This is a genomic window from Streptomyces sp. NPDC052042 (assembly GCF_044548345.1).
Classification (GTDB): domain Bacteria; phylum Actinomycetota; class Actinomycetes; order Streptomycetales; family Streptomycetaceae; genus Streptomyces.
Genome location: NZ_JBIUBU010000022.1, coordinates 94,299 through 120,951, shown reverse-complemented (window position 1 = coordinate 120,951; position 26,653 = coordinate 94,299). Strand labels below are relative to the sequence as shown.

General features: G+C 70.9%; 22 protein-coding genes and 1 riboswitch. Of the genes, 13 read left to right on the top strand and 9 right to left on the bottom strand.

Annotated elements, in window-relative coordinates; genetic code table 11:
• Positions 1–62: 62 nt before the first annotated feature.
• On the bottom strand, positions 63–902 hold the full coding sequence (locus tag ACIHCL_RS28970; protein ID WP_399866425.1) for an SDR family oxidoreductase: 840 nt from the start codon (positions 900–902) through the stop codon (positions 63–65).
• Between the two features lie 395 nt (positions 903–1,297).
• Here ACIHCL_RS28970 and ACIHCL_RS28965 point away from each other — a divergent pair, with 395 nt between their 5' ends.
• Both ACIHCL_RS28965 and ACIHCL_RS28960 read left to right on the top strand, forming a co-directional pair.
• The gene (locus tag ACIHCL_RS28965; protein WP_399866423.1) at positions 1,298–2,779 is read left to right on the top strand and encodes an MFS transporter; all 1,482 of its coding nucleotides are present in this window, start codon (positions 1,298–1,300) and stop codon (positions 2,777–2,779) included.
• Entirely contained in the window at positions 2,776–3,174 is a 399-nt protein-coding gene (locus ACIHCL_RS28960) for a cupin domain-containing protein (RefSeq protein ID WP_399866421.1), read from the top strand. Before ACIHCL_RS28965 ends, ACIHCL_RS28960 begins: the two co-directional genes overlap by 4 nt.
• Before the next feature lie 129 nt (positions 3,175–3,303).
• Here ACIHCL_RS28960 and ACIHCL_RS28955 read toward each other — a convergent pair whose 3' ends face one another.
• Both ACIHCL_RS28955 and ACIHCL_RS28950 read right to left on the bottom strand, forming a co-directional pair.
• Complete coding sequence (locus tag ACIHCL_RS28955; RefSeq protein WP_399866420.1) at positions 3,304–3,678, bottom strand: transcriptional regulator; 375 nt, start codon at positions 3,676–3,678, stop codon at positions 3,304–3,306.
• A complete protein-coding gene (locus ACIHCL_RS28950) occupies positions 3,675–4,403 on the bottom strand; it encodes a hypothetical protein (RefSeq protein ID WP_399866417.1) in 729 nt (242 codons plus the stop codon). The genes ACIHCL_RS28955 and ACIHCL_RS28950 overlap by 4 nt, the downstream gene beginning before the upstream one ends.
• A 977-nt stretch (positions 4,404–5,380) precedes the next feature.
• Between ACIHCL_RS28950 and ACIHCL_RS28945 the strand changes: the two genes are divergently transcribed.
• The 6 genes from ACIHCL_RS28945 to ACIHCL_RS28920 all read left to right on the top strand — a co-directional run bounded on the left by ACIHCL_RS28945 (position 5,381) and on the right by ACIHCL_RS28920 (position 11,208).
• Positions 5,381–5,644 carry a hypothetical protein gene (locus ACIHCL_RS28945; protein WP_399866416.1) on the top strand — a complete coding sequence of 88 codons (264 nt, stop codon included), beginning with the start codon at positions 5,381–5,383 and terminating at the stop codon, positions 5,642–5,644.
• 171 nt (positions 5,645–5,815) lie between these two features.
• Positions 5,816–6,009, top strand: a riboswitch (cobalamin riboswitch).
• A 301-nt stretch (positions 6,010–6,310) separates the two neighbouring features.
• On the top strand, positions 6,311–7,552 hold the full coding sequence (locus ACIHCL_RS28940) for an ABC transporter substrate-binding protein (protein WP_399866414.1): 1,242 nt from the start codon (positions 6,311–6,313) through the stop codon (positions 7,550–7,552).
• Positions 7,549–8,661, top strand: coding sequence for a FecCD family ABC transporter permease (locus ACIHCL_RS28935; RefSeq protein ID WP_399866411.1), 1,113 nt, complete (start codon positions 7,549–7,551; stop codon positions 8,659–8,661). Before ACIHCL_RS28940 ends, ACIHCL_RS28935 begins: the two co-directional genes overlap by 4 nt.
• On the top strand, positions 8,658–9,767 hold the full coding sequence (locus ACIHCL_RS28930; protein WP_399866408.1) for an ABC transporter ATP-binding protein: 1,110 nt from the start codon (positions 8,658–8,660) through the stop codon (positions 9,765–9,767). Before ACIHCL_RS28935 ends, ACIHCL_RS28930 begins: the two co-directional genes overlap by 4 nt.
• Positions 9,761–10,651: a (2Fe-2S)-binding protein gene (locus ACIHCL_RS28925; RefSeq protein WP_399866406.1), complete on the top strand. Its 891-nt coding sequence runs from the start codon at positions 9,761–9,763 to the stop codon at positions 10,649–10,651. Before ACIHCL_RS28930 ends, ACIHCL_RS28925 begins: the two co-directional genes overlap by 7 nt.
• On the top strand, positions 10,648–11,208 hold the full coding sequence (locus ACIHCL_RS28920) for a hypothetical protein (protein WP_399866404.1): 561 nt from the start codon (positions 10,648–10,650) through the stop codon (positions 11,206–11,208). The genes ACIHCL_RS28925 and ACIHCL_RS28920 overlap by 4 nt, the downstream gene beginning before the upstream one ends.
• A gap of 273 nt (positions 11,209–11,481) precedes the next feature.
• Here ACIHCL_RS28920 and ACIHCL_RS28915 read toward each other — a convergent pair whose 3' ends face one another.
• The 3 genes from ACIHCL_RS28915 to ACIHCL_RS28905 all read right to left on the bottom strand — a co-directional run bounded on the left by ACIHCL_RS28915 (position 11,482) and on the right by ACIHCL_RS28905 (position 13,963).
• Positions 11,482–12,513 (bottom strand): PaaX family transcriptional regulator C-terminal domain-containing protein, encoded by a 1,032-nt coding sequence (locus tag ACIHCL_RS28915; RefSeq protein WP_399866403.1) that lies wholly within the window; start codon positions 12,511–12,513, stop codon positions 11,482–11,484.
• Entirely contained in the window at positions 12,510–13,157 is a 648-nt protein-coding gene (locus ACIHCL_RS28910) for a GNAT family N-acetyltransferase (protein ID WP_399866401.1), read from the bottom strand. The genes ACIHCL_RS28915 and ACIHCL_RS28910 overlap by 4 nt, the downstream gene beginning before the upstream one ends.
• Before the next feature lie 521 nt (positions 13,158–13,678).
• Entirely contained in the window at positions 13,679–13,963 is a 285-nt protein-coding gene (locus ACIHCL_RS28905) for a hypothetical protein (protein WP_399866399.1), read from the bottom strand.
• A 271-nt stretch (positions 13,964–14,234) separates the two neighbouring features.
• Here ACIHCL_RS28905 and ACIHCL_RS28900 point away from each other — a divergent pair, with 271 nt between their 5' ends.
• Complete coding sequence (locus tag ACIHCL_RS28900; protein WP_399866396.1) at positions 14,235–15,980, top strand: hypothetical protein; 1,746 nt, start codon at positions 14,235–14,237, stop codon at positions 15,978–15,980.
• 348 nt (positions 15,981–16,328) lie between these two features.
• Here the strand turns inward: ACIHCL_RS28900 and ACIHCL_RS28895 are convergent, their stop codons facing one another.
• Positions 16,329–19,154 (bottom strand): D-alanyl-D-alanine carboxypeptidase, encoded by a 2,826-nt coding sequence (locus ACIHCL_RS28895; RefSeq protein ID WP_399866395.1) that lies wholly within the window; start codon positions 19,152–19,154, stop codon positions 16,329–16,331.
• Positions 19,155–19,348: 194 nt separating this feature from the next.
• Between ACIHCL_RS28895 and ACIHCL_RS28890 the strand changes: the two genes are divergently transcribed.
• The 3 genes from ACIHCL_RS28890 to ACIHCL_RS28880 all read left to right on the top strand — a co-directional run bounded on the left by ACIHCL_RS28890 (position 19,349) and on the right by ACIHCL_RS28880 (position 21,818).
• Positions 19,349–20,071 carry a GPP34 family phosphoprotein gene (locus tag ACIHCL_RS28890; RefSeq protein ID WP_399866393.1) on the top strand — a complete coding sequence of 241 codons (723 nt, stop codon included), beginning with the start codon at positions 19,349–19,351 and terminating at the stop codon, positions 20,069–20,071.
• A gap of 442 nt (positions 20,072–20,513) precedes the next feature.
• Positions 20,514–21,383 carry a helix-turn-helix domain-containing protein gene (locus tag ACIHCL_RS28885; RefSeq protein WP_399866391.1) on the top strand — a complete coding sequence of 290 codons (870 nt, stop codon included), beginning with the start codon at positions 20,514–20,516 and terminating at the stop codon, positions 21,381–21,383.
• A gap of 228 nt (positions 21,384–21,611) precedes the next feature.
• On the top strand, positions 21,612–21,818 hold the full coding sequence (locus tag ACIHCL_RS28880; protein ID WP_399866389.1) for a DUF397 domain-containing protein: 207 nt from the start codon (positions 21,612–21,614) through the stop codon (positions 21,816–21,818).
• A gap of 176 nt (positions 21,819–21,994) precedes the next feature.
• On the opposite strand, the gene ACIHCL_RS28875 is transcribed toward ACIHCL_RS28880, so the two are convergent.
• Positions 21,995–23,110 (bottom strand): ADP-ribosylglycohydrolase family protein, encoded by a 1,116-nt coding sequence (locus ACIHCL_RS28875; protein ID WP_399866387.1) that lies wholly within the window; start codon positions 23,108–23,110, stop codon positions 21,995–21,997.
• Between the two features lie 278 nt (positions 23,111–23,388).
• Here ACIHCL_RS28875 and ACIHCL_RS28870 point away from each other — a divergent pair, with 278 nt between their 5' ends.
• Entirely contained in the window at positions 23,389–23,763 is a 375-nt protein-coding gene (locus ACIHCL_RS28870) for a hypothetical protein (protein WP_399866385.1), read from the top strand.
• 172 nt (positions 23,764–23,935) lie between these two features.
• Here ACIHCL_RS28870 and ACIHCL_RS28865 read toward each other — a convergent pair whose 3' ends face one another.
• A complete protein-coding gene (locus tag ACIHCL_RS28865) occupies positions 23,936–26,518 on the bottom strand; it encodes a bifunctional FO biosynthesis protein CofGH (RefSeq protein WP_399866384.1) in 2,583 nt (860 codons plus the stop codon).
• Positions 26,519–26,653: the final 135 nt, after the last annotated feature.

Below are 26,653 nucleotides of genomic sequence, written 5' to 3'. Positions count from 1 at the left end.
GCCAGCGGCGTCCAGGGAAGCAGCGGTTTCAGCCGCGAGCGGCGAAACCAGAGAGGCACGGTTCAGCCGCCGGTGGCGAAACCAGGGAAGAGGGTCATGCCGCCGTCCACGTAGAGAGTCGTGCCCACCACGTAGTCCATGAGGTCCGAAGCGAGCCCGACGGCCACACGGGCGATGTCCTCCGGATCACCGACACGTCCGTAGGGAATCAGCCGCAACAGGTCCTGCTCCGCGTCGGGGGTGTCCCATGCGTCGCGGTTGATAGGTGTCCTGATGGCTCCTGGAGCAATTGCGTTGACTCTGACCCTGTGGGGCGCGAGTTCCTGGGCGAGTGTCTCCATCATCATCTGCACACCGCCCTTGGAGGCCGCGTAGTTGACGTGACCGGCCCAGGGGATGAGCTGGTGCACCGAGCTCATGCAGATGATCTTCCCGGCCGCTCGAGACACCTCGGGGACGACCCCCCTTCTCAGGAACTCCTTCGTCGCTTCCCGAGCGCACAGGAACTGGCCGGTGAGGTTGACGTCCAACACCTTCTGCCACTGGACCGTCGTCATCTCGGTGAACGGAGCATCGCGTTGCAGCCCCGCATTGGCCACGAGGATGTCGATGGTCCCGAACTCCCGCACCATCCGTTGGACCATCGCGACGACCTGATTCTCCTGGGACACATCGGCCTGGTACGCCGCCGCGCGCACTCCGAACCCGGAGATCTCCTCGACCACCTGCTCGGCATCCTCACGCCCGGCGACGTAGTTCACGACCACGTCGGCCCCGGCACGCCCCAGGCCGATGGCCGTCGCCTTGCCGATGCCCGAGTTCGCGCCGGTGACAAGTGCCTTCTGGCCTTTCAGCAGATGCGCGGGAATGACGCCCTGAGGGGCTCCCTGAGTCACGCTCACGCCGGTTCTCCTCCTCGATTGGCTGCCCTCACTGCCTCATCTGGGCCCGGTCGACCTCTCTCGCCACCGAATCACCTGGGAGCCCGGGCCACACCCCGGGCGCGGACAGATTGCGCCGACCGATCGAACGCGACCGGGCCATGAAGGCATGCGGCACCGGCGACCTGCGGCAGGACGGCCCTCCCGTGGAGCAGGGCTGATCGGCGGAGCCCGGGGATGGTCGGAGGCGCGTCGCAAGGCGCCCCGGCCGTCCGTCGTGTACCGGGTGGATTCCCCGAGGCACGGGAGGTCCGGGGAGGTCGGCAGGGGTTTCTGCGCGGGCGGACGGTTGCGGCATGAGCTCCGTCCGTCCATGGGCCTCGACAGCGGGCGCCATCCGGGTTTATTTTTCTTACATGTATAGAAACTTGCGCGGGCGTCCGGGGACCGTTCTGGCGGCCGCCGCTGTCGCCCAGTTCGTCTTCGCCCTGGACATGTCGGTGGTCAACATCGCGTTACCCGCTGTCCGCGCCGCGCTGGGATTCGCCCCGCTCGACCTGTCCTGGGTCGTGCACGTGTATGCGCTCACCTTCGGCGGGCTCTTGCTGCTGGGTGGTCGCGCCTGCGATCTGTACGGCCGGCGGCGGCTCTTCGTGCTGGGCCTGACGGTCTTCGGGGTGTGCTCGCTGGCGGGCGGTCTGGCCCAGGAGCCCTGGCAGTTGATCGCCGCCCGGGCGGGCCAGGGCCTGGGCGCCGCAGCCGCCGCTCCGGCCGCACTGGCCCTGCTGACCACCACGTTTCCCGAGGGGCCCCGACGCACCCGCGCGCTCGGCATCTGGAGCGCGGTGAACGCGGCGGGCGGAGCGCTCGGAGTGCTCGCGGGCGGGCTGCTGACCCAGTACGCGGGCTGGCGGTGGGTCATGCTGATCAACCTGCCCTTCGTCGCGGCGGCCCTCACGCTGGTTCCGGCGGGCGTGCCCGCCGGAACCCCATCCGGACCACGCGGCCGGCCGGATGCACTCGGTGCCGTCCTGGCGACCGGCGGAATCGGTCTCCTGGTGTTCGGCACCGTCCGCACCGACTCCCACGGCTGGGCCTCCGCGGCCACAGTGGTCCCGCTGTGCGCCGCGGTGGTGCTGCTGGCCGCCTTCGCAGTCGCCGAGGCCCGGGCCGAGGCGCCGCTGCTGCGCCTGGGGCTGCTGCGCAGCCGATGGGTCGCCGGCGCCAACACACTGGTCTTCCTCGCGGCGGCCGGGCAGTTCGCCGCCTTCTACTTCGTGTCCCTGTACATGCAGCAGGTCCTGGGCATGGGAGCCGCTGCCACCGGCGCCGCGTTCCTTCCCTTCTCCGTCGGCCTGGTCGCGGGGACCGTGATCGCCACCCGCATCACCTCCTCCCGCTCCCCGCGCGCGGCGCTGGTGTCCGGCGCGCTGCTGGCCGCGGTGGGTCTCGCCTGGTTCGCCGCGATCCGCCCCGACGGCTCCTTTCTCGTCGACGTACTCGGCCCGTCCCTCCTCACCAGCTTCGGAACGGGCCTCGTCCTGGCCCCGGTCGCCGCCGCCGCGACCACCGGTGTCGCACGCGACGAGGCGGGGATGGCCTCGGGCTTCTTCAACAGTTCCCGTCAACTCGGCGGCTGCGTCGGCCTGGCCGTTCTCGCGACCGTCGCGGCACACCGCACCGGCTCCGGCACCGGCCCCGCCGCGGCGAACGCCGGCTATGCCGTCGGCCTCGCCGCCACCGCGGTTCTCTTCCTGCTCGCGGCGGCGGTGGCGATCTGCGTGCTGCCCGGTCGGCGGCCCGCGGTCGCCGCATCGCACACCAACCACACCGAAGGCCCGGACACCCCCTCGCTCCCGGACGAACACCAGAAGCATCTGAAAGGAACACCGTCATGACGGCAGCCACCATCGACCTGTTCGCCTCGGCCTTGCTCTTCCACCCCGACGGCGATGTCCACGCCGCCGAACGGCAGATGAGCGGCAGCGAATCCGATGCCTGGCAGATCGCGACCTTCCGCGTGAAGACGGACGCCGATGTGCACGCCGACCACTGGGAGATGCACCCGGAGGCGGACGAAGCGGTGTGCTGCCTGGCAGGCGGCGCACGACTCTACTTCCGCTCCACAGCCGGGAGCGACGCACCGGACGAAATGGTGCGGTTGGCCGCGGGCACGGCCGTGATCGTTCCCCGGGGACGCTGGCACAGGCTGGAACTGGACGGCCCGAGCGACCTCATGTCGGTCACCTTCCGCCGCGGCACACGCCTCGAAAAACGCACCGACGCCCGTTGAACCAGGTGCCCGGCGGCGGCTGCCGGGCACCTGCCGTGCCGACGGTGACGACGTGGGCGACACAGCTGCCCCTGATCAGGCCTGTCGCCCGGTCCTCGGAACGCGGCCCCGGGTCTCCTCGAACGGTGGTCATGTGTCGGAGGGGCCGGGCGCGGGGCGGGGAGTCTCCAGGCGACGGACCAGTGCGTGCAGGGCACGGAGTTCGGCGTCCAGTGCCTGCGCGCCGTCGCGGGTGAGGGCGATCCAGGTCCGGGGTCGCCGGCCGGCGTAGCCCTTCTCCACGGTGATCAGCTTCGATGCCTCCAGCACCTTCAGATGCCGGGAGAGATTCCCGTCGGTGACGGCCAGTTGCTTCTTCAGGAAGCCGAACTCGACCCGGTCGGCCTCCTTGGTGATGGCGAGAATGCCGAGCCGCACGCGCTGGTGGACGGTGTCGTCCAGCGACTGGGTCGGATGGAGCCCTTCCTGTTCATCCACCGCGGCGGCCGAATCCTCGACGGTCATGAGGTAACCGTACCCGCGTCGGAGGGGCCGGGCGTTGCTCGATGACGGGCCACGGCCCACTCGGCCAGGCCGGCGAGGAGCAGGATGGCGGCGAGCAGGAGCGCCTTCACCTGCGGTCCGTCGGTCCAGCCGGGGTGGGCGGAGTGTTGCCAGGGGAGCCATCCGCTGCCCCAGGAGGCACCGAGGTAGCCGGTGAGCAGCAGGGCATGAGCGGCGCCGGCGGCTGCGGCGATCCAACTGCGTTCGACCACCCCGAGGGCGAACAGCCCGATGCCGACCAGGTACCACGGGGAGGCGTAGCTGTTCTCCAGCAGTACGACCTCCCACGGCTGGTCCTTGCCGAACAGCAGGGCCATCAGGGCTGCCGTGATCGCCACGGCGGCAACGGCGGTCGTGCGAACCCACACTCCGCGGCGAGGGACGACCCCCCGGGCCTCACCACGCAGGCGGTACCAGCGGGCGAGGACGAGCCATGCCAGGGGGAGGAGCGCGAACCACACGCCCCAGGCCGCGAAGCGCAGGACGGCACCGTCGAACTCACCCTTCAAACAGGGGGTCCCCGGTTCATGGACGACGCACAGGCCGGTCAACTCGGCGTAGGCGAAGGCCGGATAGGACGCAACGCTGCGTCCGTGGGCTCCGAAATTGAAGGCGTACCGGGCAATCGGAGCGGCTGCCAGGGCAAGAAGACCGAAGCCGAGGAGGAAGACCCGCGAGCCGTTCATCTGCGCGCGTGTTCTGGCTCGCAGGCCATCGGTCGCCGCCAACAGGCCGGCCGCCTGCGTCCTCGGTTCGAATTCCGCGCTGCTCAGTGACGGTGTTGCCACTGTGTCCCCCCTCGTGGTCGCACTCCGGCAGAGCTGGGAGGCGGTCCGTCGGCCGGCCTCCCGTCATTAACTTTGCATCACAGAGTACTTGCCAGACAAGAGTCGAGTGGGCTGTGCCACCTCGCACCAGCCGCGTGGACCCGGGGGAACGGACCTGTCCTCGGCCCAGCGAGACATCCATCGGGCTGTGGGCGCAAGCGGCCCAGCCCATCGGGGCTGCGGACCGGACGCTCGCCCAGCAGCGCTCCCACCAGCCCCCACAGTGACGCGGCCTCCCAGGCCGAGGCGTCGCGCCGAGCCTGAGCCCGCGCATGGCCGCTCCACGTGCCTCCTTCTGTGGGATGATCACGCCGCACGGGAAGGGAGCGGTACATGCCTCAGGACCGGAAGCGACCCCTCGTTGAAAGCCCCGGTTGGATGGTGCTGTGCCTGGTCTGGTCCGGGTGGTCGGCCGCCAGTACCGCCAGTGCACCCTGGGTTCGCCTCGGTTGGCTGGTGTTCTTCGTCGCCTGGGTCGTCATCCTGCTGCGCCATGTGGTCAGGCAACGCCAAAGACGCAAGTGCCGCCCCTCCTGAGGCCCATGACCGACACCAATCGACGCCAAACGACATCTACGTCGGCCCTGGCGCCGGGTGGCCGTCTACGCCAAGCACCCGCACGACGCGCCTACTTGGGCTCGTGACGGGACTGCCGTGGCCGGGACCGCCGTGGCCGGGTCGCAGCACCCGCCCGCGCACCACCTTCGCAGAGTCAGGGAAATGAACCCGGACCACACTCCCGACACCGACGAACTGCTGCGCGGTGCGCACGCCCGGCTGCTGCCCGCCGACTCGATCACCCCTGAGATCGCCGGCTCCCTGCGCCATGGCGCCTCGTGGCCGACGGCCTCGTCTTCACCTGCGCCCTCGACCGGCCCGCCGACGTGCGGATCCTCACCGACCCGGACGTGGAGCGCGTCGGCCCGGAGGAGCTGGGGCAGGCGGCGTACGGGAACCTGATGCGCGTACCCGTCACACACGAGGAGATCCCCTTCGAGGGGACGATCCTGCACTCCTTCTACGGCGACTCGCACTTCGTCGCCAGCCAGGCGCTGTTCCTGCTGAAGCCCGAACGGATCGAGGAGATCCCCAGCCCCTGACCGAGCCTCACGCCCCGGTCCCGGCCCCGTACTGCGGCCCTCGGCCCCGGTCCGGCGGCGATCGCAAGCCGCATCGGTGCTCGCCAGGGCCGCGAGGCGGGGCAGGGTCTCCTCGGCAGCTCCCCTGGGGCAGCCGCCGGTGTGGCTGGTCACACAGGTGTCGATCTGGCGCAGACGCGTCAGGTTCTGCGATGCTCTCATCCGACAAGCGACGGCGGAACGAGGAAGCCGGTGGGATTCCGGCACGGTACCGCCACTGTGTAGGGGGAGCGACTCCGCCGCGGCCACCGCCCTGTCAGAGGGTGGGAAGGCCGGAGAAGCGTTGATCCCGAGTCAGGAGACTCACGCCGTCGCACCTCGATGGACGGGGCGGATTTCCCCAGGAGAGGCGGTGGCACCTGTGTGCCTGAGTATGCGTATCGGCGTGTTCACGCTGTCGGCGGCCCATCGGGCCCGGCCGACCGGTCCCGGCCGACGGGCCCGCTCTCCGAGGTTCTGAGTCTTCCCGGACATCGAACGGTTCCCCGGGCACCAGACGGCCCCGGACACCGGACGGTCCTCCGGACAGCAGACCTTCTCCCATAGCGGAGCCCCTTCCCATACCTCCGTATGGCGTGCGTCCTGCAGTGCAGGGCGCACACCCTACGCCTGCTACCAGGAGTCGCCTTGACCGTACGCTCAGTCATGCCCGGATGCCGCCCCGCGAGGGCCGCCACGCTGTTTTTCACCCTTGCCCTCGCGCTCACCGCGTGCGGTGGCGGCGGCACCGACCCGACCGCCGATGCCAAGGCCGCGTCCGATGGTGACGGCTGCATCACCGACTTCGACGCGGGCAAAGACTACTTCCCGGTCAAGTCGACGCTGAAGCACGCCGAGAACTTCACGCTCCGCTACGAGAAGAGCTACCAGGTCCTCACCGTCAAGCAGCCCTACCCCGAGGGCAAGCCCGAGTCGTACGTCCTGGTCAAGTGCGGTGCGCCCAAGCCCAAGCTGTCGGGCGGGCTGGCCAAGGCGCCCCAAATCACCACCCCGATCAAGAGTCTGTACTCCGCCTCGACCACCCACCTGCCGCTGCTGACCGAGACCGGCACCCTGGACGTGCTCACGGGTGTGGCCAGCACCGCGAACATCACCTCGGCCGAGGTGCTGAAGCGGGTGAAGGCCGGGAAGGTCACCGAGTACGCCAAGGACCAGGTACTCAACGCCGAGTCGGTCATCGCGGCCGATCCGGACGTCCTGATGACCCAGGGCATGGACGACCCGCAGTACCCGAAGCTGCGTCAGGCCGGGATCGCCGTCGTCGCCAACGCCGAGTGGCTGGAGTCGAGTCCGCTCGGGCGCGCGGAATGGGTCAAGGCGATGGCCGCGCTCACCGGTGCGGAGCAGCGGGCAGGCAAGCTGTTCGACACGATCGAGGGCGACTACCGGAAGGTCGCCGACAAGGCCGCCGCAGCGGTCGGGTCCGGTGAACCCGTCCAAGCACTGCCAGGAACCATGTACCAGGGCACCTGGTACATGCCCGCCGGGGGCAGTTACGCGGCCCGGCTCATCAAGGACGCCGGCGGCACCTACCCGTGGGCGGACAAGCCCGGCACCGGCAATCTCCAACTGAACTTCGAGGCCGTGTACGCCAAGGGCGGCGACGCGCCCGTATGGCTGGTCGACGCGCGGTGGAAGTCGACCGCCGACGCGGTGAAGGCCGACAGCAGGTACGGCCGGCTGAAGGCCATGGACTCCGACGGGGTGTGGACGAACACCAAGGCCCTCGGCGCCGGCGGCGGGAACGACTACTTCGAGCGCGGCGTCCTACGCCCGGACCTGGTGCTCGGCGACCTCTTCGCGTTGCTCCATCCCGGGCAGGCCGGGGACCACGCCTTCACCTTCTACACGAAGGTCCCCAAGGCGTGACGACCGGGCAGAGCACCGCGCCGGTCCGGGACGAGGCGTCCGTGGCGGCCCGCCCGGTACGACCGATACGGCGGCGGCGCACGGCCGTCGTCGTCGCCCTCGCGGCCGGGACCGCCGCGCTGTTCGTCCTCACCCTCGCGACCGGCTCCCACCGGGTGCCGGTCGCGGAGGTCGTACGGATCCTGTTCGGCGGCAGCGATACCGACCCGCGTTGGGTCGTGATCGTCCAGGAGGTGCGCCTGCCGCGCGCGCTCACCGCCGCCGCCGTGGGGGCGGCCCTGGCCGTGGCGGGCGTGCAGATGCAGACGCTGTTCCGCAACGCGCTGGCCGACCCGTTCTCCCTGGGCGTGAGTTCGGGCGCCAGTATGGGAGTCGCCGCCGTGGTGGTCGGCACCGGCGGAGTGGCCGGGAGCTTCACCGGAGACCTGGCCGGTCTGGGGCGGGTGGGCGTGGTGCTGGCCGCGTCGATCGGCGCGGGGTTCGTGCTGGCGCTGGTGCTGCTGCTGTCGCGCTGGGTGCGGTCGGCCGTCACGCTGCTGGTCATCGGGGTGATGATCGGCTCAGCGGCCACGGCCGTGGTCAGCGTGATGCTGGTCTACGCCCGGCCCGAGCGCGCCCAGCAGTTCGTCATGTGGGGCCTGGGCAGCTTCAGCGCCACGACCTGGCCCGATCTCGCGGTCATGCTGCCCGTGATCGGCGTCGGCCTGCTCGCCGCCCTGCTGACCGCCAAGCGCCTCAACGCGCTGCTGCTGGGCGAGGACTACGCGCGCACCATGGGCCTGAACGTACGGCGCAGCCGCGATCTCGCCCTGTTCGGCACCTCACTGCTGGCGGGCGCGGCCACCGCGTTCTGCGGCCCCATCGCCTTCCTGGGACTGGCGGTACCGCATCTGACGCGTGTGGCCCTGGGGACCTCCGATCACCGCGTGCTGATCCCCGCGTCCATGCTCGCGGGCGCCTTCCTCGCACTGGCGTGCGCGCTGCTGAGCCAGCCGCCGGGAACGGACTCCGTGCTGCCGCTGAACGCCATCACCTCGTTGTTCGGCGCCCCGGTGGTCATCACGTTCCTGATCCGCAGTCGGCGCGGCGTACAAGGAGTGGCCTCGTGAGTGTTGTGGGGAGCGGCATCGTGAACGGCTCGGCCGAAGCGGCCGTCCAGCATGCGAGCGGTACGGCCGGTGAGCCGGACGACCGCTCCTGCGGCGGCCTGGCCACCCGGCGGCTGACCGTCGGCTACCGCGCCCGGCTCAGGGGGCGTGGACCGGGCCGGGCCGTGCTGTCGGGGCTGGACCTCGGCGCGCGGGCCGGTGAGCTGACGGTGCTGCTCGGCCCCAACGGGGCGGGCAAGTCGACACTGCTGCGCACCCTGTGCGGTCTGCTTCCCCCGCTCTCCGGCCAGATACGGATCGGCGGAGCCGATCTCACGCACGAACCGCCGACGGCCCTCGCCCGCCGGCTGGCCGTCGTCCTGACCGACCGCGTGGACCCCGGTCTGCTGTCGGTACGCGAACTGGTCGGCCTCGGCCGCCACCCGCACACCAGATTCACCGGCCGTCTCACCGCCGCCGACCACGCGGTCGTCGAGTGGTCCCTGGACGCGGTCGGCGCCGGGCACCTGGCGGACCGGCCGGCCGCCGAGCTCTCCGACGGCGAGCGCCAACGCGCCCTGACCGCACGGGCCCTCGCCCAGGAACCCGAGGTCATCCTCCTCGACGAGCCGACCGCCTTCCTCGACGTGCCCTCTCGCGTGGCCCTCACGGTGCTGCTGCGCGACCTGGCCCGGGACAAGGGCCTGACCGTGGTGGTCAGCACCCACGATCTGGAGCTCGCCCTGCGGGTCGCCGACGCCGTCTGGCTGGTCGACCGCGAGGCCCGCGTCCGCACAGGGGCACCCGAGGACCTCGTCCGCAGCGGTGCCGTCTCCGACGCCTTCGACGCCGACCACCTGGCCTTCGACCCGGCCTCCGGCAGCTTCGGGCTGCGCCGCACCGCGCGGGCGTGCGTTGCGGTGGACGCCCCGCCCGACCTGCTCCCGCTCCTCGAACGCGCACTGGCCAGGGAGGGCCTGGCCATGGCGGACGGGGACGCGGGGCCGGCCCCGGCGACGCGGGTGAGCGGCGACGCCGAGGGCGGGCTCACCCTGCGCGGGCCCGACGGAAGGGTCGTACACACCGGAAGTTTCCAAGAGCTGACGAGGACGGTACGGACATGGTGAACGCGACGCGCGCGGTGACCGCCGCGGTCCTGGCACGCATCTCGCAGATCGGGCCGTACTTCGCCGTGACCACCGGCCCCTGCCCCGACACCACCCCGGACACGGACACCGGCACGGGCACGGGCACGGGCCGCAGCCCCGGCACCACCCCGGACACGGGCACGGGCCGCAGCCCCGGCAATGCACCGGGCACAGGCACCGGCCACAGCCCCGGCAGCGCCCCGGGCGCGGGCAGCAGCAGCGCCGGGTTCCGGCCACTGACCGAGCTGTACGAGGACCCCGGCGTGCTGGAGGACTGCGTCCGCGCCGTGGCCGTACGGCTGGGCACCGACCAGCCCAGAGTGGCCGCCTCCACCCTCCACCTCGGCACCGCCTCCCGGCTCTGGTCGATCGCCCTCGCCTGCGCCGCGCTCACCGGCCACGTCCCCGATCTGTCCCCCGACAGGCTGTGGTGGCGCCCGGCGCCCTCCGGCCCTCTCCAGCTATGGCTGCCCGACGTACGGGAACGGAAGGAGACGCCCCTGGCGGCAGCCCTGCACCACACCGTCGTGGCGCAGAACCTGACGCCCTGGGCCGAGGCGGTGCGACGCGTGTCCGCCGTCTCCCCGCAGACCCTGAGCGGCAACGCCGCTTCGGCGCTCATCGGCGCCCACCGCGTCCTGCTGGCACGCGAGCCGCACGCACCGCACCCGGTCGTCCCCCTGGTGCGGGAGGTACTGGACCGGCCACCGTTCTCCGGCGCCGGGACATACCGCCACGCCGGTCCTTCCGAACCGATCGCCTTCCGGCGTCAAAACTGCTGCCTGTACTACCGCGTGCCCGGCGCGGGCACCTGCGGCGACTGTGTCCTCAACACTCGGCACCCTCAGGAGAAAACCGCATGACCACCACCGAACCCACCATCGTCGAGACCCCCGGCGGCGGCACCCAGCACGTCTGGCCCCTGCCCACGGATGAGGAAACCCTCCTCGACCTCATCACCAGCGTCTTCACCGACCACTGGGAGCACATCCACTTCGGACCCCTCATCGAAGGCGCCGCCTGGGAGGTCAGGGCCCCCTGCGCCCCCACCCGCATCACCATGAACGACGGTTACGTCACCGTCGACTTCGGCCCGTGGCACTTCCACCTGTGCATCGGCGAACACACCGCCTCCGGCCCGGAACTCGGACGCATCCGCCGCTGCTCCCGCGCCGAGCTCTACCGCAGCCTCGGCTCCGACGGCGCGCCCGTCAGCTGGGGAGTACGCCTGTTCAACGGCCGCGACGAACAAATGATGACCGTCCTGCTGCCGAACCCGTTCCTCACCGACCACCAGGAGATCCTCGACACCCCCGACTTCACCCGTCTCGCCGCGTGGGACGCCCTGCGCGCCCGCTTCCTCTCCTTGCCGACCGATCCCCTCGACCGCACGGGCAAGGGATTCCGGCACCGAGGCTGAGCACGCTCCGGGATCGGCGGCCTTTGAGGTGCTGAACCCACCCCCGCTTCCCGAGCCCGTTCACAAGTGAAGTCCCTCGACCCGGCATTCGGCCCCCCGGCATCCGGCGCAATGGCGCCGGGGCCGAGGGCCGGGGCCGGTGGCCGGGGCCGAGGGCCAGGGCCCGAATGCCCGTAGTGCTTGAGGAAGGCGTCGCGGGCACGGCGGTCGCACTCCTCGATCGCCTTCTCGATCTCGGTGTTCGTCATGCCGGTCAGCGCCACGGGCCGGACCTCACCCGATGCGGCTCAGCACGTCCCCGTACAGGCCGAAGAGTCGCGGCAGCCGTGCGGTCGCACCCGACTCCGGCCGGTCGTCCAGGAGGCGGACCCAGCAGGTGGCGGTGAGGGCCCTGGCCCGGCTGCCGGACCAGGGGTGGGGCAGAAGCTCGGGCGGCAGCAGCGGGTCCGGCTCCATGGCCCGGGTGAACTCTGCCGCGAGCTCGACGGCCATGGTCAGCCGTTCGACGTCGGACGGTCCTTCGGTGATCCCCCCGTCGGCCCTCGGCCCGTTGTCGCTCCGCCGGTTGTCACTCCGCCCCTTCTCGGCCCCAGCCCCGTCCCCGTTCCCGGCCCCCTTCTCGCCCTCGTCCCCGGCCCCCTTCTCGCCCTCGTCCCCGGCCTCCTTCTCGCCCTCGTCCCCGATCTCGGCGAGGCAGGATTCGGCCAGAGCCGCGAGGCGCTCGTACCGTTCCGCGATCTCTGCCAGCGGCCACAGGGAAGCCGCCAGGTCGGTCGGCCGATCGACCGTACCCATGCGCAGATCGCCGCTGGTGAGGAAGGTGACGGCGGACAAGACGCCCAGTGCCCGGGCCTCGGCCTCGACCAGTTCCTCGATGGGGTTGGCGCTCACGTAGAACCCGCCCTGAACGGGGGCGGCGCCGAGCCGGAGCAGGTGGTCGCGGAGGGCGTCGCGGGCGGACCGTCTGGCCTCGGGCACGGCGAAGGCGAACAGGTGCCAGGTGCCGTCCCACGGGGCGAGCCCCCGGTCCTGCTGGTAGGCGTGGCGCACAAAGGCGGCGTCCGGGGCGAAGGAGCCGGTGGCGTCCGCGGTGGCCCTCAGCACGGCCTTGCGCCCCCTGCCCTCATGGGTGAACCGGCCCTCGGCGACGAGGCGTTTGACGCACAGCCTCACCTGCTGGTCGGTCATCCCGAGGATGCCGGCGACGGCGTAGAGCTCCCCGGCATCCACCGTCCCGTCCTCACGTACGAGGACGTGTACCAGCAGACGGGTCGGGACCTCCACCCGGATTCTTCCGGCGTTCATCGTTCCTCCCCGCGCTCCGCCATCACGACCGGACGGTACATGGCCGTGACCGCCGAGAAACCCATCAGCTCGCGCAGGTACGGCGTGTGCTGGGTGCGCGCCGCGGTGAAGCCGTGCCGTTCGTAGAGAGAACGGGCCCGTGGGTTGACGTCGATGACATCGAGCCTGACGCGCTGACAGCCGTGGTCGGCGGCCAGCGCGACGACCTCCTTCAGCAAGAGGCCGCCGATCCCGTGGCCGCGGTGCGCCGGGCTCACGGCGATGCCGTCCATCACGAGTTCCCGCGCCTCCGGGGAGCGCGAGAGCAGGGCGAGGAGCGCCAGCCTCGGCAGCCCGCGCACCCTTCCGTACATGGCGAGTACGTCCCGCGCACCGCCGCCGGTCAGCGCGCGCCCGCCGAGCTGGTACCCCGCCACGCCGACCACCTCGCCGCCGATGAGCGCCGCGACGCCGCGGTCGTGGTGAAGATGCCGGGCGATGAATTCCCGCGCCGTACCCGGCGGGTTGAGGGCCGGACCGAGCTTGCGACCGAAGGCGTCCCAGTACAGCTCCGCGACACGCGCCTCGGCGCCTTCCGGGATCCCACGGCGCACCACCACCGGTCCGCTGTGTCGCACGGGTCCGTTCTCGTTCTCCGCGTCCACCACCACTCCTCCTTGTCGCCTCCGGGGCGCCTCGCCCACAGGCTGTTCCTCGGCCTTCGCTCCAAGTCCTGTCGCTTCGAGCGCCCGGTTACGCCACCGACGCACCCGGCCAGCCGCTACGCCAACTCATTTCGATTCTAATACGCTCGAATTTAAAACGAACGTTTTAATGATGATAGTAAAGCGTAGCTGGAAAGGGGCGGCCTCGGCGGCACGGCGAGGCCGCAGGCACGGCAAGAGGGCGGCACGGCGAGGCGGCGGCACGGTGCAGAGCGGTGAGGGCCGTCAAGGTGCTGGAAGCGAAGGGGCCGGAGGCCGTAAGGAGGTGGCCGGAGGACGTAGGACGGCGGAGGGCGCGGCAAGGGCGGCCACCGGGGTGCCGGACGCCGTACCCACGGGGCCCATGGACATCGGGGCGCCGGGCCCGCGCGGCACCAGGGGCATGCTTCCTCTCGGTCACAGCACGCGATCCGGAACCCTTCGCCGATAGCTCCCGTCCGAGAAGGCCGCCGAAGAGCGTTTCAGGAAGACCTGACGTCCCTCGACCGCGGGCGCCGCCGTCCCGGCGAGGCACAGTTGGGGCACCAATAGCCCTCCTGCTGGACGAATATCCAGCCGAGCTCCTGGATGTGCGGGGAGGCCATGGAAGCGCCGTGCAGCAGATGGCCGAACAGGTCGGTCTCGATGTCCGGCGGCGGCTCGGCGATGACCAGGTCGAACACGGCTCGTGCCCGGCAGCCGGCGCGGTCGCACGCGAGATAGAACCGCACAGGGCCGGGCGGCTCTCCGTCTGACATCAGGCTCATGCCTCAACTATGACCGCGGAGACCGTCCCGCGGTGCCGTTTCCCGTCACCGGACCGCGCGTACCGGCAGACGACCGGACCGGATGCCGTCGCGCGCACACCCCACGTGCCGCGGCACACCGGGGCGCCCGGCCCGCCCACCACCACGTGCCCTCGCACACACGACCAGAGGTGTCGTCGCACACGCACCATGGGTACCGTCGGTCGGTCTGCCCCCAATGGTTAGCGTTCTCCTGTACGAACCGCCCACCCGACCGGAACGGAACGCTGCAGTGGCCTCTGCCGAGCTGTCCTCGCACCGCCCCCACCTGCACGCCCATGAACCCGCGGAGGCACGTGGTTCGTGGCTCGGGCGCCACCGCGTGCCGCTCCTGGTCACGGCATGCTCGCTCCCCCTGTACGTCGTGTGGTGGGCGGCCTTCGCGACCGGTGGCGGCGACCTCGCGGCGCAGGTGGCGTGGGCGGAGTTCGCGAGGATGTACCCGGACTCCGCGTACAACCTCTTCTGGTACGGCGGTCTGCACACCGCGAACTACAGCGTGATCTCGCCGTATGTGATGGCAGCCATCGGCGTGGTGCCCATGACACTGCTGTCCGGGCTCTCGTCGACCTGGCTGGCCGGGGCGCTCGTCGTCCGCAGCGGCGTACGCAAGCCCCTGTGGCCATCGCTGGCGGTGGCGTTCTCGTTGTGGTGCCAGGTGGTGTCGGGGCGCTCGACCTACATGCTGGGGGTGGCCCTCGGGCTAGCGGCCGTGCTGGCGCTCGCCGGCGAGCGGCGGCGCATCGTGGTGGCGGTCATCTGCGCGGCGCTCTCCACCATGGGGAGTCCGGTCGCCGGGCTCTTCCTCGCCGTGGTCGGAGCGGCCTATCTGCTGGCACGCGAGTGGGGCAGGGCCGCCGCGCTCCTCGTGCCGCCGGCGGCCGTCGTCGCGCTGACCACCGTGCTGTTCCCGTTCGAGGGCGTGCAGCCCATGCCGTTCGCCCGCATCTGGCCGCCGGTGCTCCTGTGCACGGTGGTGCTGCTGACGGCACCGCGCGCCTGGCGGGTGCTGCGGTTCGGAGCGGTGGTGTACGCGCTGGGCGTGGTCCTCTGCTACCTGATCGCCTCGCCGATCGGGACGAACGTCGAACGGCTCACGGAGCTGGCGGCCCCTGCGGCGCTGCTCGCCATCCTGATCGACGGTGGGAGCCGACGTAACGGAGAGAGCCGGGGGGACGGCGATCGCCGCGGCGAGGAGGAAGGCGCGCCCGCCATCGGGCCGTCGTCCCGGTGGTTCACGCCCCGACGACAGCGGGGGGTGAGCTTCGTCGCCCTGGTCCTGTCCCTGACCTGGCTGAGCGGAAAGACGGTCGCCGACGTCGTGACCAACACGAAGGTGCCCGCCTACGCCGTCAAGGTCGACGGGGTGCTCGCAGAACTCCAGAGGCTGGGCAGCGAACGCACTCGGGTCGAGGTGGTCCCGGCACGCGACCACCGGGAGGCGGCCATCCTCGCGCCCCACGTCAACCTGGCACGCGGCTGGAACCGGCAGGCCGACGTCGAGCGCGGGCGCCTGTTCTACGACGGGCACAGCGGGACCGACGTACCGAAGGGGACCTTCTCCCCCGCCTCGTACCGGGCCTGGCTCTCCCAGTGGGCCGTGGGCTTCGTCGTGATCGCCAACGGCCAACCGGACGGCCCGGCGGAACTGGAGCACGCGCTGGTGAAGAGCGAGCCGGACTATCTGGAGCGGGTGTGGGAGGACGTCAACTGGCGGATCTACCGCGTGAAGAACGCGACTCCGCTGGTGGACCCGCCCGCCTCCGTGGTGAGCTCCGACGGCGCCAGCCTCGTGGTGGGCATGCCGAAGCCCGGCTCGGTGACGGTCCGGGTCGCGTTCTCGCCGTGGCTGTGGGCGGACGACGGCTGCCTGACGGCCGACGGCGAGTTCACCCGACTGACGGTACGGAAGGCGGGCCAGATCCGGCTCAGCTCCACGTACGGCGGGCCGACGAAGGGCACGGCGCCCGAGTGCTAGTGCCGGTCACGGCACAGGGCTGTCCGTCCGGGCCGTGCTCGTGGCGGTCCTGCCCATGGAGTCGGCCTTGTCATGACGAGGCAGCGTCCTTCGCGGCGCCCCGCTGTACTCGACCGGGTGACCGGAGCTGACCGGAGTCGGGCCGATGGCGTCGGCATATCCATGGGGGCGGTCGTGGGGGGCGGTCGTGGGGACGAGGAAGGACCGGAACGTCGAACGCCCCGGCTCGCCCGCGCTCGATGCGCGGGCGAGCCGGGGCGTCCTGGCCTCGGGCCGTTGTGTTCCGTACCGTCCCGCCGACCGCTCGGGCGGCCCTGCGAACACCCCCGTAGGGGTGCTCGCAGGCGGTCAGCCGATCCGGGTCAGCTTCTGACCGAACGTCGGCTTCACCAGCTCGCTCTGCAACGCCACAGGAACCTTCACCTGACTGGTGCCCTCGCCCACGGTGAGCGTTCCGACCTCGGTACCCGCCGCCGCCGAGTGCGGAATTGTCTTCCCGTCGTCGGTCAGTTCGATCTTGACCGTGAGACCGGGCCAGCCGACCGCCGACACGTCCTTGGTCGCGACCACCGGGATGCTGCCGCCGAGCCCGTCGGAGACGGTACCGACGACATCGCCCTTCTTCACCACCTTGGCGTTCTCCAGCAGATCCTGGGTCGCCAGCATGGCTTCCTTGCTCACCGCGTTGACGGTGTCGATGATCGAGGGCTTGTGCTGGCCCAGCACAGCGCCAACGATCAACTGGTCGGTGTCGCCGACCATCTTGTGCGCGGCGAAGAGCAGGTTGCCGCCGGCCTTGGTGGTGGAGCCGGTCTTGATACCTAGCGCGCCGTCAAACGGCACGAGCGTGTTGTAGTTCCGCCAGGTCTTGCCGGACGGGTCGGTCCACGACGGCAGCTTGGTGATCTCCATCAGCGCCGGGATCTCCACCAGCTTCTGCCCCAGCTTCACCTGGTCCTCGGCCGAACTGACCGTGGTCGCGTCGAGGCCGGACGGGTCGGTGTAGGTGGTGTTCTTCATGCCGAGCGACTTGGCGGTGTCGTTCATCTTCTTGACGAACGCCTCCTCGGAACCCGCGTCCCAACGCGCCAGCAGCCTCGCGATGTTGTTCGCGGAGGGGATCATGATCGCGGAAAGCGCCTGCTGCTCCGTGAGCACGTCGCCCGCCTTCACGGTGTTGAGCGTCGACTCCCCTTCCGCGTCGAGCTTTCCGTCGGACTCCGCCTTGGGATCGATCTTGATGGAGGGGCCCTTCTCCCCCTTCTTCAGCGGGTGGTCCTTGAGCACGATGTACGCCGTCATCGCCTTGGCCACACTGCCGATCGGCACGGCCTTCTGTTCACCGAACGAGTCCACCTCACCCAGCCCGGTGGCTGCCATGTAGCCCTGCCCCTCGTCGGGCCACGGCAGAGCCGGCTTGCTGCCCTTGAAGGTGAACGTCGGCTTCGCCGACATCTGCAGCTCGGGGTCCGGGAGCGGGCGCATCGTCTGCACGATCGCAAAGATGATCAGCAGGAGCAGGGCCAGCGGCGTCCAGATCTTGACCCTGCGGAGCGCGACGCGGACCGGCGTGTCAGGCGGCGGGGGCGTGTTCGTCAGCTCGGCCAACAGGTCGAGCGGCGGCCTGGGCGGCATCGGTTGTTGCGTCGTCCGCTCCGCGGGAGCGAACGAGGGCGCGGCAGGCTGTGCGTCGGCCTTCGCCGCGGAGGCGGCTGCCGCCGTCTCCCGCACCGGTCGCACGTCGTCCTGCCACAGTGGCACGAACTGGCTGGTCCGCTCGGCGTCGGACTCGGGCTTCGGCTCCGAGGCCGACTTCGGCTTCGATGCGGGCGAGGTGATCTTCAGCGCGGTCGTGGGCTGGTCGGCCTTGACGGCGGGCGTCCTGAAGACGGCGGTCGGCTGGTCGAACCCGCCCTTATCGTCCTTGTCGTCCGCGTCGTCCGCGTCGGCCTTGGCGGCGTCGCTCTTGCCGTCCCGGGCAGCCTCGGCGGCCTTGTCGGTGTCAGCGGCCTTGGCGTCCTCGTCGTGCTCGTCGTCCTCGGAGGCTGCGCTGTCTTCCTCGGAGGCTGCGCTCTTGCCGTCCTGGGTGGCCTGATCGCCCTCATCGGTGTCAGCGGCCTTGTCGATACCGGTGTCGGAGTCGCCCGCGTCGGCCCCCGCCCCGGGCCCGGCGGCCGCATCGGGCTCGTCCGCCCCGGCGACAGCCTCGGAGCCGCCCCCCGCACCCGCCACGGGCCGCGGCTCGGCCTTCTTCCCGGACTCGGCCTTCTGCCTGGGCTCGGGTGCCGGCTCCTCGTCCGCGTCCGGCTCTCCGGCGTCGCCCGCGCCGCGCTCGTCCTCGTCATCCGCGTCGGCCCTGGCACTGTCGGCCACGGCGGACTCAGCGGCCTTCCCGGCGTCCGGGACAGCCCCGTCGGCGTCGCCCTCGGCCTCTGCGGCCGTCTTCGGCGAGTCCCCCTTCGTCATGGCCTCGCCGCCCGTACGGCCCGCGTCCTCGGCCTTGTCCGCGTCCTCGGCCTTGTCCGCGTCCTCGGCCTTCTCGGCAGCCTTCTCAGCGCTTTCGGCCTTCTCGGCCTTCTCGGTACTGTCGCCGCTCTCCGCCTCGCCGTCCTTGGCCACCCATGCGGCGACCACCTCACGCAGCCGCGCGTCGCCCGAGGCCGACTCCGCGGAATCGGCCTCGGCACCGGCAGCGGCGTCGGTGTCGGTGTCGGCGTCGGTGGCCCTGGAGCCCTCCGGGTCGCCGGCCCCGTCCCTCTCGGCTTCGGCCTCGACTTCGGCCTCGACTTCAGTCTCGGCATCGACCGTGCTGGAACCCCCGGACACCCCCGCCGGGCCTTCCGTGCGCCTCGGGGCTTCCGAGCCCTTCGCGGCCCGCTCCGGCTCGTCGGAGGATGCGGAGCCCTCGGCGTCCGTCGACGGCCGCGTACGGAAGACGGCCGTCGCCGTGTCCGTCGTACCGTTCCCTGCGCCCCGGACAGTCGCGCCCTCTCCCGCTCCCGCGCCCTCGCCGGACGACCCGGTACGGAAGACAGCCGTCGCGGTGTCCGTGTCGCTGCCTCCCTCGCCCCCGGCGGACTCGTCGCGGAAGACAGCGAGCCGCGGATCACTCTCGCTCCGAGCCGTACCCGACGACTTCCGCTGCTTCCACCTGTCGGGGGACTCGCCCGCCACCGATGCCTCCTCCATACGCCGCGGGTGATTCCCGCGTTGTCCGAACCATCTACCAGTGTCCTGTGTGAACCACCGGCCTCGGCTGCAAGACGAGAACGACATACCTACTGGTTCCCATACAAAGCAACCAGGCACCCTCGACAGACCAATGTGAGAGGGGTCACCCTGTCATTCATCCACGCGGGGAGGCATGGATGGGCAGGAGCCGCAGAACAATTCCGGAGGAGCTTCTGTTGCTCGCTCTGGACCCGGCCACGGGTACCACAGCGCAGCCGCAGTCGCTCGACCTCGGCCTCGCCGGAGCTCAGCTAGTGGAGCTGGCTCTGGCAGGACGGATAGCCCCTGACGGGGATCGTATCGCCGTGGTGATGCCACGGCCGACAGGAGATCCGACTCTGGACTCCGCACTGGAGCTGCTGCGCCGACGCGGCAGCGCGGTCCGGGCGGTCCACTGGATCGGCGGGCCCCGACTGGGGCTCCGTCAGATCTATCTCGCTCATCTGGAGCGGTGCGGCATGGTGCAAGCCGTGGCGGGCCAGATGTGCGGGGTACTGCCGACTACTCGCTACCAGGCGACGGACACCGCGATCAGCCGGGACATCAGAACCAGGCTGGACAGCGCGATCCGCACCGGCGTACCGCCGGACCCGCGGACCGCGGCGCTTGCCGCACTGGCCCACGCGGTCGGACTGGGCAAGCACCTGTACCCCGGGAACGAGGGGCGTTCATCGCGCTCCCGGCTCCGGGACCTGATCAGGCACGACCCGATGGGCGGACTCGTGGCGCACGCCGTGATGGACGTCCAGAACGGCGCGGTCGCACAACCGCGCCGCGCCCAGACGGGCGGAATGCAATTGCGACAGCAATCGCAGACGCAGTCGCGCCGCGGTCGCATGGCGCATACGGCGGCCCGCTAGGGCCGCATCCGGCCCTCGCACCGCACCACCGCCGCACACGGCACCACTTCGCGCCAACCACCGCACCACGTCGGACCGTCGACCACGCACCACGTCGACACATCACACCCCGGCATTACCTCGAATCACCGCACGAACTCGGATTCGCCGCACAATTCCAGTCACCGCACGACCCGAACCACCGTACGACCACATCACGTCGAATCCAGCACCACCGGACCACCACGCACCACGAACCCCCACAACCGACCACCGCAGCACCGTAGTCCGCAAATACCGGTCCGGGAGCCGCACCATGCGCGGGGCAGCCGTCAACCACGGCTGCCCCGCGCACTCATGTGTGTCCATTTCCCAGCGCACCCCCTGCCACGGGTGGCAGTCTGCTCAGCAGTAGATACGCACAGCTACTACGCACAGCGACATAGCCGGAGGTGCTGTTTCCGTGCCGTCCCACGTCAATCCCACCGTCAGGCGACGCCGGTTGGGTCAGGAATTGCGCCGACTGCGCGAACTCAAGGGCATGACGGCCGAGGGGGTGGCCGAACGTCTGCTGGTCTCCCAGTCGAAGATCAGTCGTCTGGAGAACGGCCGACGCTCCATCAGCCAGCGCGACGTACGCGACCTCTGCGGCGTGTACGAGGTCGAGGACCACCGGATCGTCGAATCCCTCATGCAGATGGCCAAGGATTCCCGCCAGCAGGGCTGGTGGCATGCCTTCGGCGACATCCCGTACAGCGTCTACATCGGCCTGGAGACCGACGCCGAGTCGCTGCGCGTATACGAACCCCAGGTCGTGCCGGGCCTGTTGCAGACCCGCGCCTACGCCGGGGCGTTGATCAACGGGGCGCTGCCCGAGGCCCCGCCGAGCGACATCGAGAAGCGCGTCACCGTCCGGGCCCGCCGCCAGGACCGGATCACCGCTCCGGAACAGCCCCTGCGGCTGTGGGCGGTCATCGACGAGGCCGCGCTGCGGCGCGTGGTCGGCGGCAAGCAGGTGATGATCGAGCAGCTGGAACAGCTCGTCGAACTGTCGCGCCTGCCCCATGTCACCGTGCAGGTACTGCCGTTCGACATGGGAGCCCACCCCGGCATCAACGGGCAGTACGCCATTCTGGAATTCCCGGACGCCGCCGATTCCAGCGTCGTCTATATCGAGGGCGTCACCAGCGATCTGTACCTGGAGAAGGCGCACGACGTCCAGCGGTACAGCGTGATGTACGAACACCTGCGGGCACAGTCACTGAATGTGGAACAGAGCCGCACTTTCATCGGCGAGATCGCGAAGGGATACGCCCAGCGCACCGGCCTGTGACTCGCGTCCCAAAAAGTCCATAATGCTGACATTGAGGCGATTTCCCGGGGTGGCGGCGACAAGGTACACTGCCGCCACCCCGCAGGGGAAGACCTGGCTGATACATACCACCAGGTCGAGTGAACTCCCCCTTCGCTCCGGGTTCTTGACGAGTAGCGTCGATCACACCAACAGAAAGCGTTGTTGGTGTCCTTCGCACAACTCTCTGAATCTGAAACCGGAGTGAACATGGCTATTCTCCAGGGTGCTACGGACCAGTGGACGAAGTCCTCGTATTCCGGGGGCAACGGCGCCTGTGTCGAAGTCAGGTCGCCTTTCACGCAAGCCATCGCGGTACGCGATTCGAAGGCTCCCGAGGGCCCTTCGATCAACTTCGTTCCCGCCGCGTGGAACACCTTCGTACGTAATATCGGTACGGATGCCGCCAACGTCTGATCGATGCCGTCCGGAGCCCGTGTCGCAGCATCGGTTCCGGTACTGCCGGTAGCCCTCTCGACTGGTTCGCCGTCCTGGCCGAGAGGGCTCACTGCCCGAGATCGGGGCACCCGCGCCACGGCGGCAAGGTCTCGGGTTCCCCGCCCGGACAACGGTTCACGCACGCGGGCAGCGGATCACGCGCGGGGGTAGCGGGTCAGCCAGCCGCGCGCGGAGGCGGCCGGGCTGTGCAGGGACGGCCCCTGGGTCGTCTCCATCGCGAAGTCGTCGGCCAGCTCCAGAATGGTGGGCCGTCCTTCCAGCTCGGCGAGCCAGGCCGGCGGCAGCGCGGTCTCGCCGTGCAGGGCGCCCAGCAGCGCCCCGCACAGGGACCCCGTGGCCGCCGAAGACCCGCCGTGGTTGACGGCCAGCCGCAGCCCGTGCCGCATGTCCTCGCTGACCAGGGCGCAGTACACGGCGACGGCGAGCACCTCCTCGGCGGCGTCCGTGGTGCCCAGCGACTCGATCAGGGCCGGCCCCGGTATGCCCTGGCGCACGGTGCCGAGGGCCTGCTGCAACGCCTCGGTGACGGGTTCGTGCCCCGGGCGCTCCGCGATCAGCGCCAGAGCCCGCTGGACGGAGCCGTCCAGGGTCTCGCCCCGGGTCAGTCCGTGCATGATGACGGCGATGCCGCCCGCGGAGAGCAGGGCGGCGGGATGGCCGTGGGTATGGGCGGCGCATTCGACGGCCAGCTGGAGGACGAGCTCGGGGTCCCAGCCGACGAGCAGCCCGAACGGTGCGGACCGGGTGAGCGCCGCCGAATCCCGCGCGGTGGGGTTCTTGGGCTGGTCGAGCGTACCCATGGTGGTGTCGCCCAGGCCGATGAGGCAGGTGCGAGCGGGATCGCGCCGGGCGTAAAGCCACTCCTCCAGAGCGAGCCAGCCGTTGTCCTCGCGCCGCTCGTCGGGCCCCCAGTCCCGCTGGGTGGCCGCCCACCGCAGATGGGCCCGGTGCACGTCGGTGGGCGGGTGCCAGGCTCCGGTGTCGCGCCGGACCTGGGCGCGTATCAGCCCGTCGACGGTGAACAGGCTGAGCTGGGTGACGGCGGTGACAGTGCCGCGTCCGCCGTGTGTGGGCACGAAGTCGGTGAGGGCGTCGGCGCCGTGCGCGGCCCGGATCTCTTCGAGCGTGAGCCCGTGGACCCCGGCTCCCAGCGCGTCCCCGATGGCCCCACCCAACAACGCGCCACGGACCCGGCTGCGGAAGTCCTGCTGCTCGGTACGGCCCCAGACAGCCGTGGTCCCTGTGCTCACAGTGCCCCTCCCTGTCGGGCCGCCCGCCTGCGACTGCCCGCAGCACTGTAATAGAACGGGAACGGCCGGCAGAGGGGGGCCGACCTGGGTACGCATGGGCATGTGGACGGACGTCCCCCAGGTCGCTTTTGACCGGCCCGGCACACCGTAGAGTCCATCCATGCGTTCCGCCGCCCCGGCCGAAGCCGGACGAGCACCGCTGATCATCGGCCCGTGGTCCCGTACGGCCCGGTGGAGCGTCCCGGACGGCCCGGTGAAGCATGCGCGATGCTGAAGGCATGGACGCTGAGAACATGGACGCTGAAGGCGCTGAAGGCATGGACATCGAGATCCTGGTCGTACCGGACTGCCCGCACACCGGACCCGCGGCCGAGTTGTTGCGTCGGGTACTCGACGACATGGGCCTGCACGACACCGGCTTCTCCACGCGGGTGATCAGGGACCGGGCGGAGGCCGAGGCCACCGCGTTCACCGGTTCCCCCACCTTCCTGATCGACGGCCGCGACCCGTTCGCCGAGCCGGGCCGCGCACCGGGCCTCGCGTGCCGGTTGTACCGGGCTCCGAACGGCTCGGGCCCGGACGGCACGGTCCCGAGCGGGCTGCCCGGGGCCGACCGGCTGCGGCAGGCCCTGGCCCGGGCCCTCCAGGGCTGAGGAACGGTCCACCGGAGCGGGCCGCGGGCGCCCGCCCTGGTCCGGGCCGTACCCGCCTCGGCCCGGCAGGCGTACGCCTCGGCCCGGCAGACGCTCGGCTCAGTCCGGTCCGGCAGGCGTGCGCGGACCGAGGCGTACGCCTGGGCATGCGGCCCCGCCCCGGACGCTCGGCTCAGTCCGGCAGCACGGGCAGCAGCTCCGGGAGGTGCCCGTCGGACGCGGCGGCTGCCGCCACCCGTTCCTCCGGCACCTCCCCGTACAACGTGGTGCGCGGCTGGGCCGGCCGCCCGGCCAGTTCGGCGATGGCGACCAGGTCCCTGATCGACCGGTACGAGCCGTAACCCGACCCGGCCATTCGGGAGATGGTCTCCTCCATCAGCGTGCCGCCCAGGTCGTTGGCGCCCGAGCGCAGCATCTCCGCGGCGCCCTCCGTACCGAGCTTCACCCAACTGGTCTGGATGTTGGTGATGTGCGGGTGGAGCAGGAGGCGGGCCATGGCGGTGACGGCCCGGTTGTCGCGGTCGGTGGGGCCGGGGCGGGCGATGCCCGCCAGGTAGACCGGGGCGTTGGTGTGGATGAACGGGAGGGTGACGAACTCGGTGAACCCGCCCGTCTCCTGCTGGAGTCGGGACAGGGTCCGCAGATGGCCGAGCCAGTGGCGCGGCTGGTCGACGTGTCCGTACATCATCGTGGAGGAGGAGCGCAGGCCGACCTCGTGGGCGGTGCGGATGACCTCCAGCCAGGTGGCGGTGGGCAGTTTGCCCTTGGTGAGGACCCAGCGGACCTCGTCGTCCAGGATCTCGGCCGCGGTGCCGGGGATCGAGTCGAGCCCCGCCTCCTTCGCGGCGAGCAGCCAGTCGCGCAGCGACATGCCGGTGCGGGTGGCCCCGTTGACGACCTCCATCGGGGAGAACGCGTGCACATGCATGCCGGGGACGCGTTCCTTCACCGCGCGGGCGATGTCGAAGTACGCGGTGCCGGGCAGATCGGGGTGGATGCCGCCCTGCATGCAGACCTCGACGGCGCCGACGTCCCACGCCTGCGCGGCCCGGTCGGCGACCTGGCCCAGGGAGAGGGTGTACGCGTCGGCGTCGGTGCGCCGCTGTGCGAAGGCGCAGAAACGGCAGCCGGTGTAGCAGACGTTGGTGAAGTTGACGTTCCTGGTGACGATGTACGTGACGTCGTCGCCGACCGTGTCCCGGCGCAGGGTGTCCGCGATCCGGCACAGCTCGTCGAGGGCCGGACCGTCGGCGTGGAGCAGGGCGAGCGCCTGGTCGTCGGTGAGCTTCGTCGGGTCGTCGGCGGCCTGGCCGAGGGCCTGGCGCACGTCGGTGTCGATGCGGGACGGGACCATGCCGGGGGCGGCGGCCTCACGCAGCGCGCCCCAGTCCCCGTACACCACGTCGAAGTCCTCGCGGCGGTCGCCGGTGCGGCCCTCGGTGTCGATGGTGCGGTGCAGGTCGGTGCGGCCGGTGGCGCCGAACTCCTGGTCCGGTTCCTGCCAGGGCAGGCCGGTGGGGACCGCGCCCTCCTTCGCCAGCCCCGTCTCCGGGTCGGCGAGGGCGCGGACGTGCGGGAGGATGCGGGGGTCGATCCAGGGCTCGCCCCGCCGGATGAACTCGGGGTAGATGGTGAGGCGTTCGCGCAACGCGAAGCCCGATTCGGCGGTCCTGGCGGCGAGTTCTTCGATGTGCGGCCAGGGGCGCTCGGGGTTGACGTGGTCCGGGGTGAGCGGGGAGACACCGCCCCAGTCGTCGATGCCCGCGCCGATGAGCAGCGCGTACTCGGCGTCGACCAGGTTGGGCGGGGCCTGGATGCGGGCGGACGGGCCGAGGATGTGCCGGGCAACGGCGATGGCCGCAGCCAGTTCCTCCAGTTCCGCGTCGGGCATGCCGCGCATCGCCGTGTCCGGCTTGGCGCGGAAGTTCTGGACGATGACTTCCTGGATGCCGTGGTAGGCGCGGGCGGTCCTGCGGAGCTCGAAGAGGGCGTCGGCGCGCTCCTCGTACGTCTCGCCGATGCCGATCAGGACACCGGTGGTGAACGGGACGTTGGAGCGGCCCGCGTCCTCCAGGACGCGCAGCCGTACGGCGGGCTCCTTGTCCGGGGAGCCGTGGTGCGGGCCGCCCGGTTCGGACCACAGGCGGGTGGCCGTGGTCTCCAGCATCATGCCCATGGACGGGGCGACGGGCTTGAGCCGCTGGAGATCGGTCCAGCTCAGCACGCCGGGATTGAGGTGCGGGAGGAGCCCGGTCTCCTCCAGGACCCGGATCGCCATGGCACGCACGTAGGCGAGGGTGTCGTCGTACCCCTCGGCCTCCAGCCACTCCCGGGCCTCGGGCCAGCGGTCCTCGGGCCGGTCGCCCAGGGTGAACAGCGCTTCCTTGCAGCCCAGGGCCGCGCCCTCGCGGGCGATGGCCAGCACCTCGTCGGGCGACAGGAACATCCCGTGGCCGTCGCGCCGGAGCTTGCCGGGAACGGTGACGAAGGTGCAGTAGTGGCACCTGTCACGGCAGAGCCGGGTCAGCGGGATGAACACCTTGCGGGAGTACGTGATGACGCCGGGCCGGCCGGCGGCTTCGAGACCGGCATCGCGCACCCGGGCCGCCGAAGCGGCGAGATCCGTCAGGTCGTCGCCTCGCGCCTGGAGCAGCACCGCGGCCTCGGTCGCATCGAGGGCGACGCCGTCACGGGCGCGTTTGAGGGCGCGCCGCATGGCGTTGGTGGTCGGGCGTCCACGCTGGGGATCGGTCATGGACCGAGCATACGAGCGGGCGCCGCGCCCCGGACCAGGGCCTCGGCGGGGCAGAGCAGGTTCCCGACGGGACGGGCGCCGGGGCCGTGGAGCACGTTGTGGGGTACGCCGGAAAACCGGTGGCCCGGGAACCGG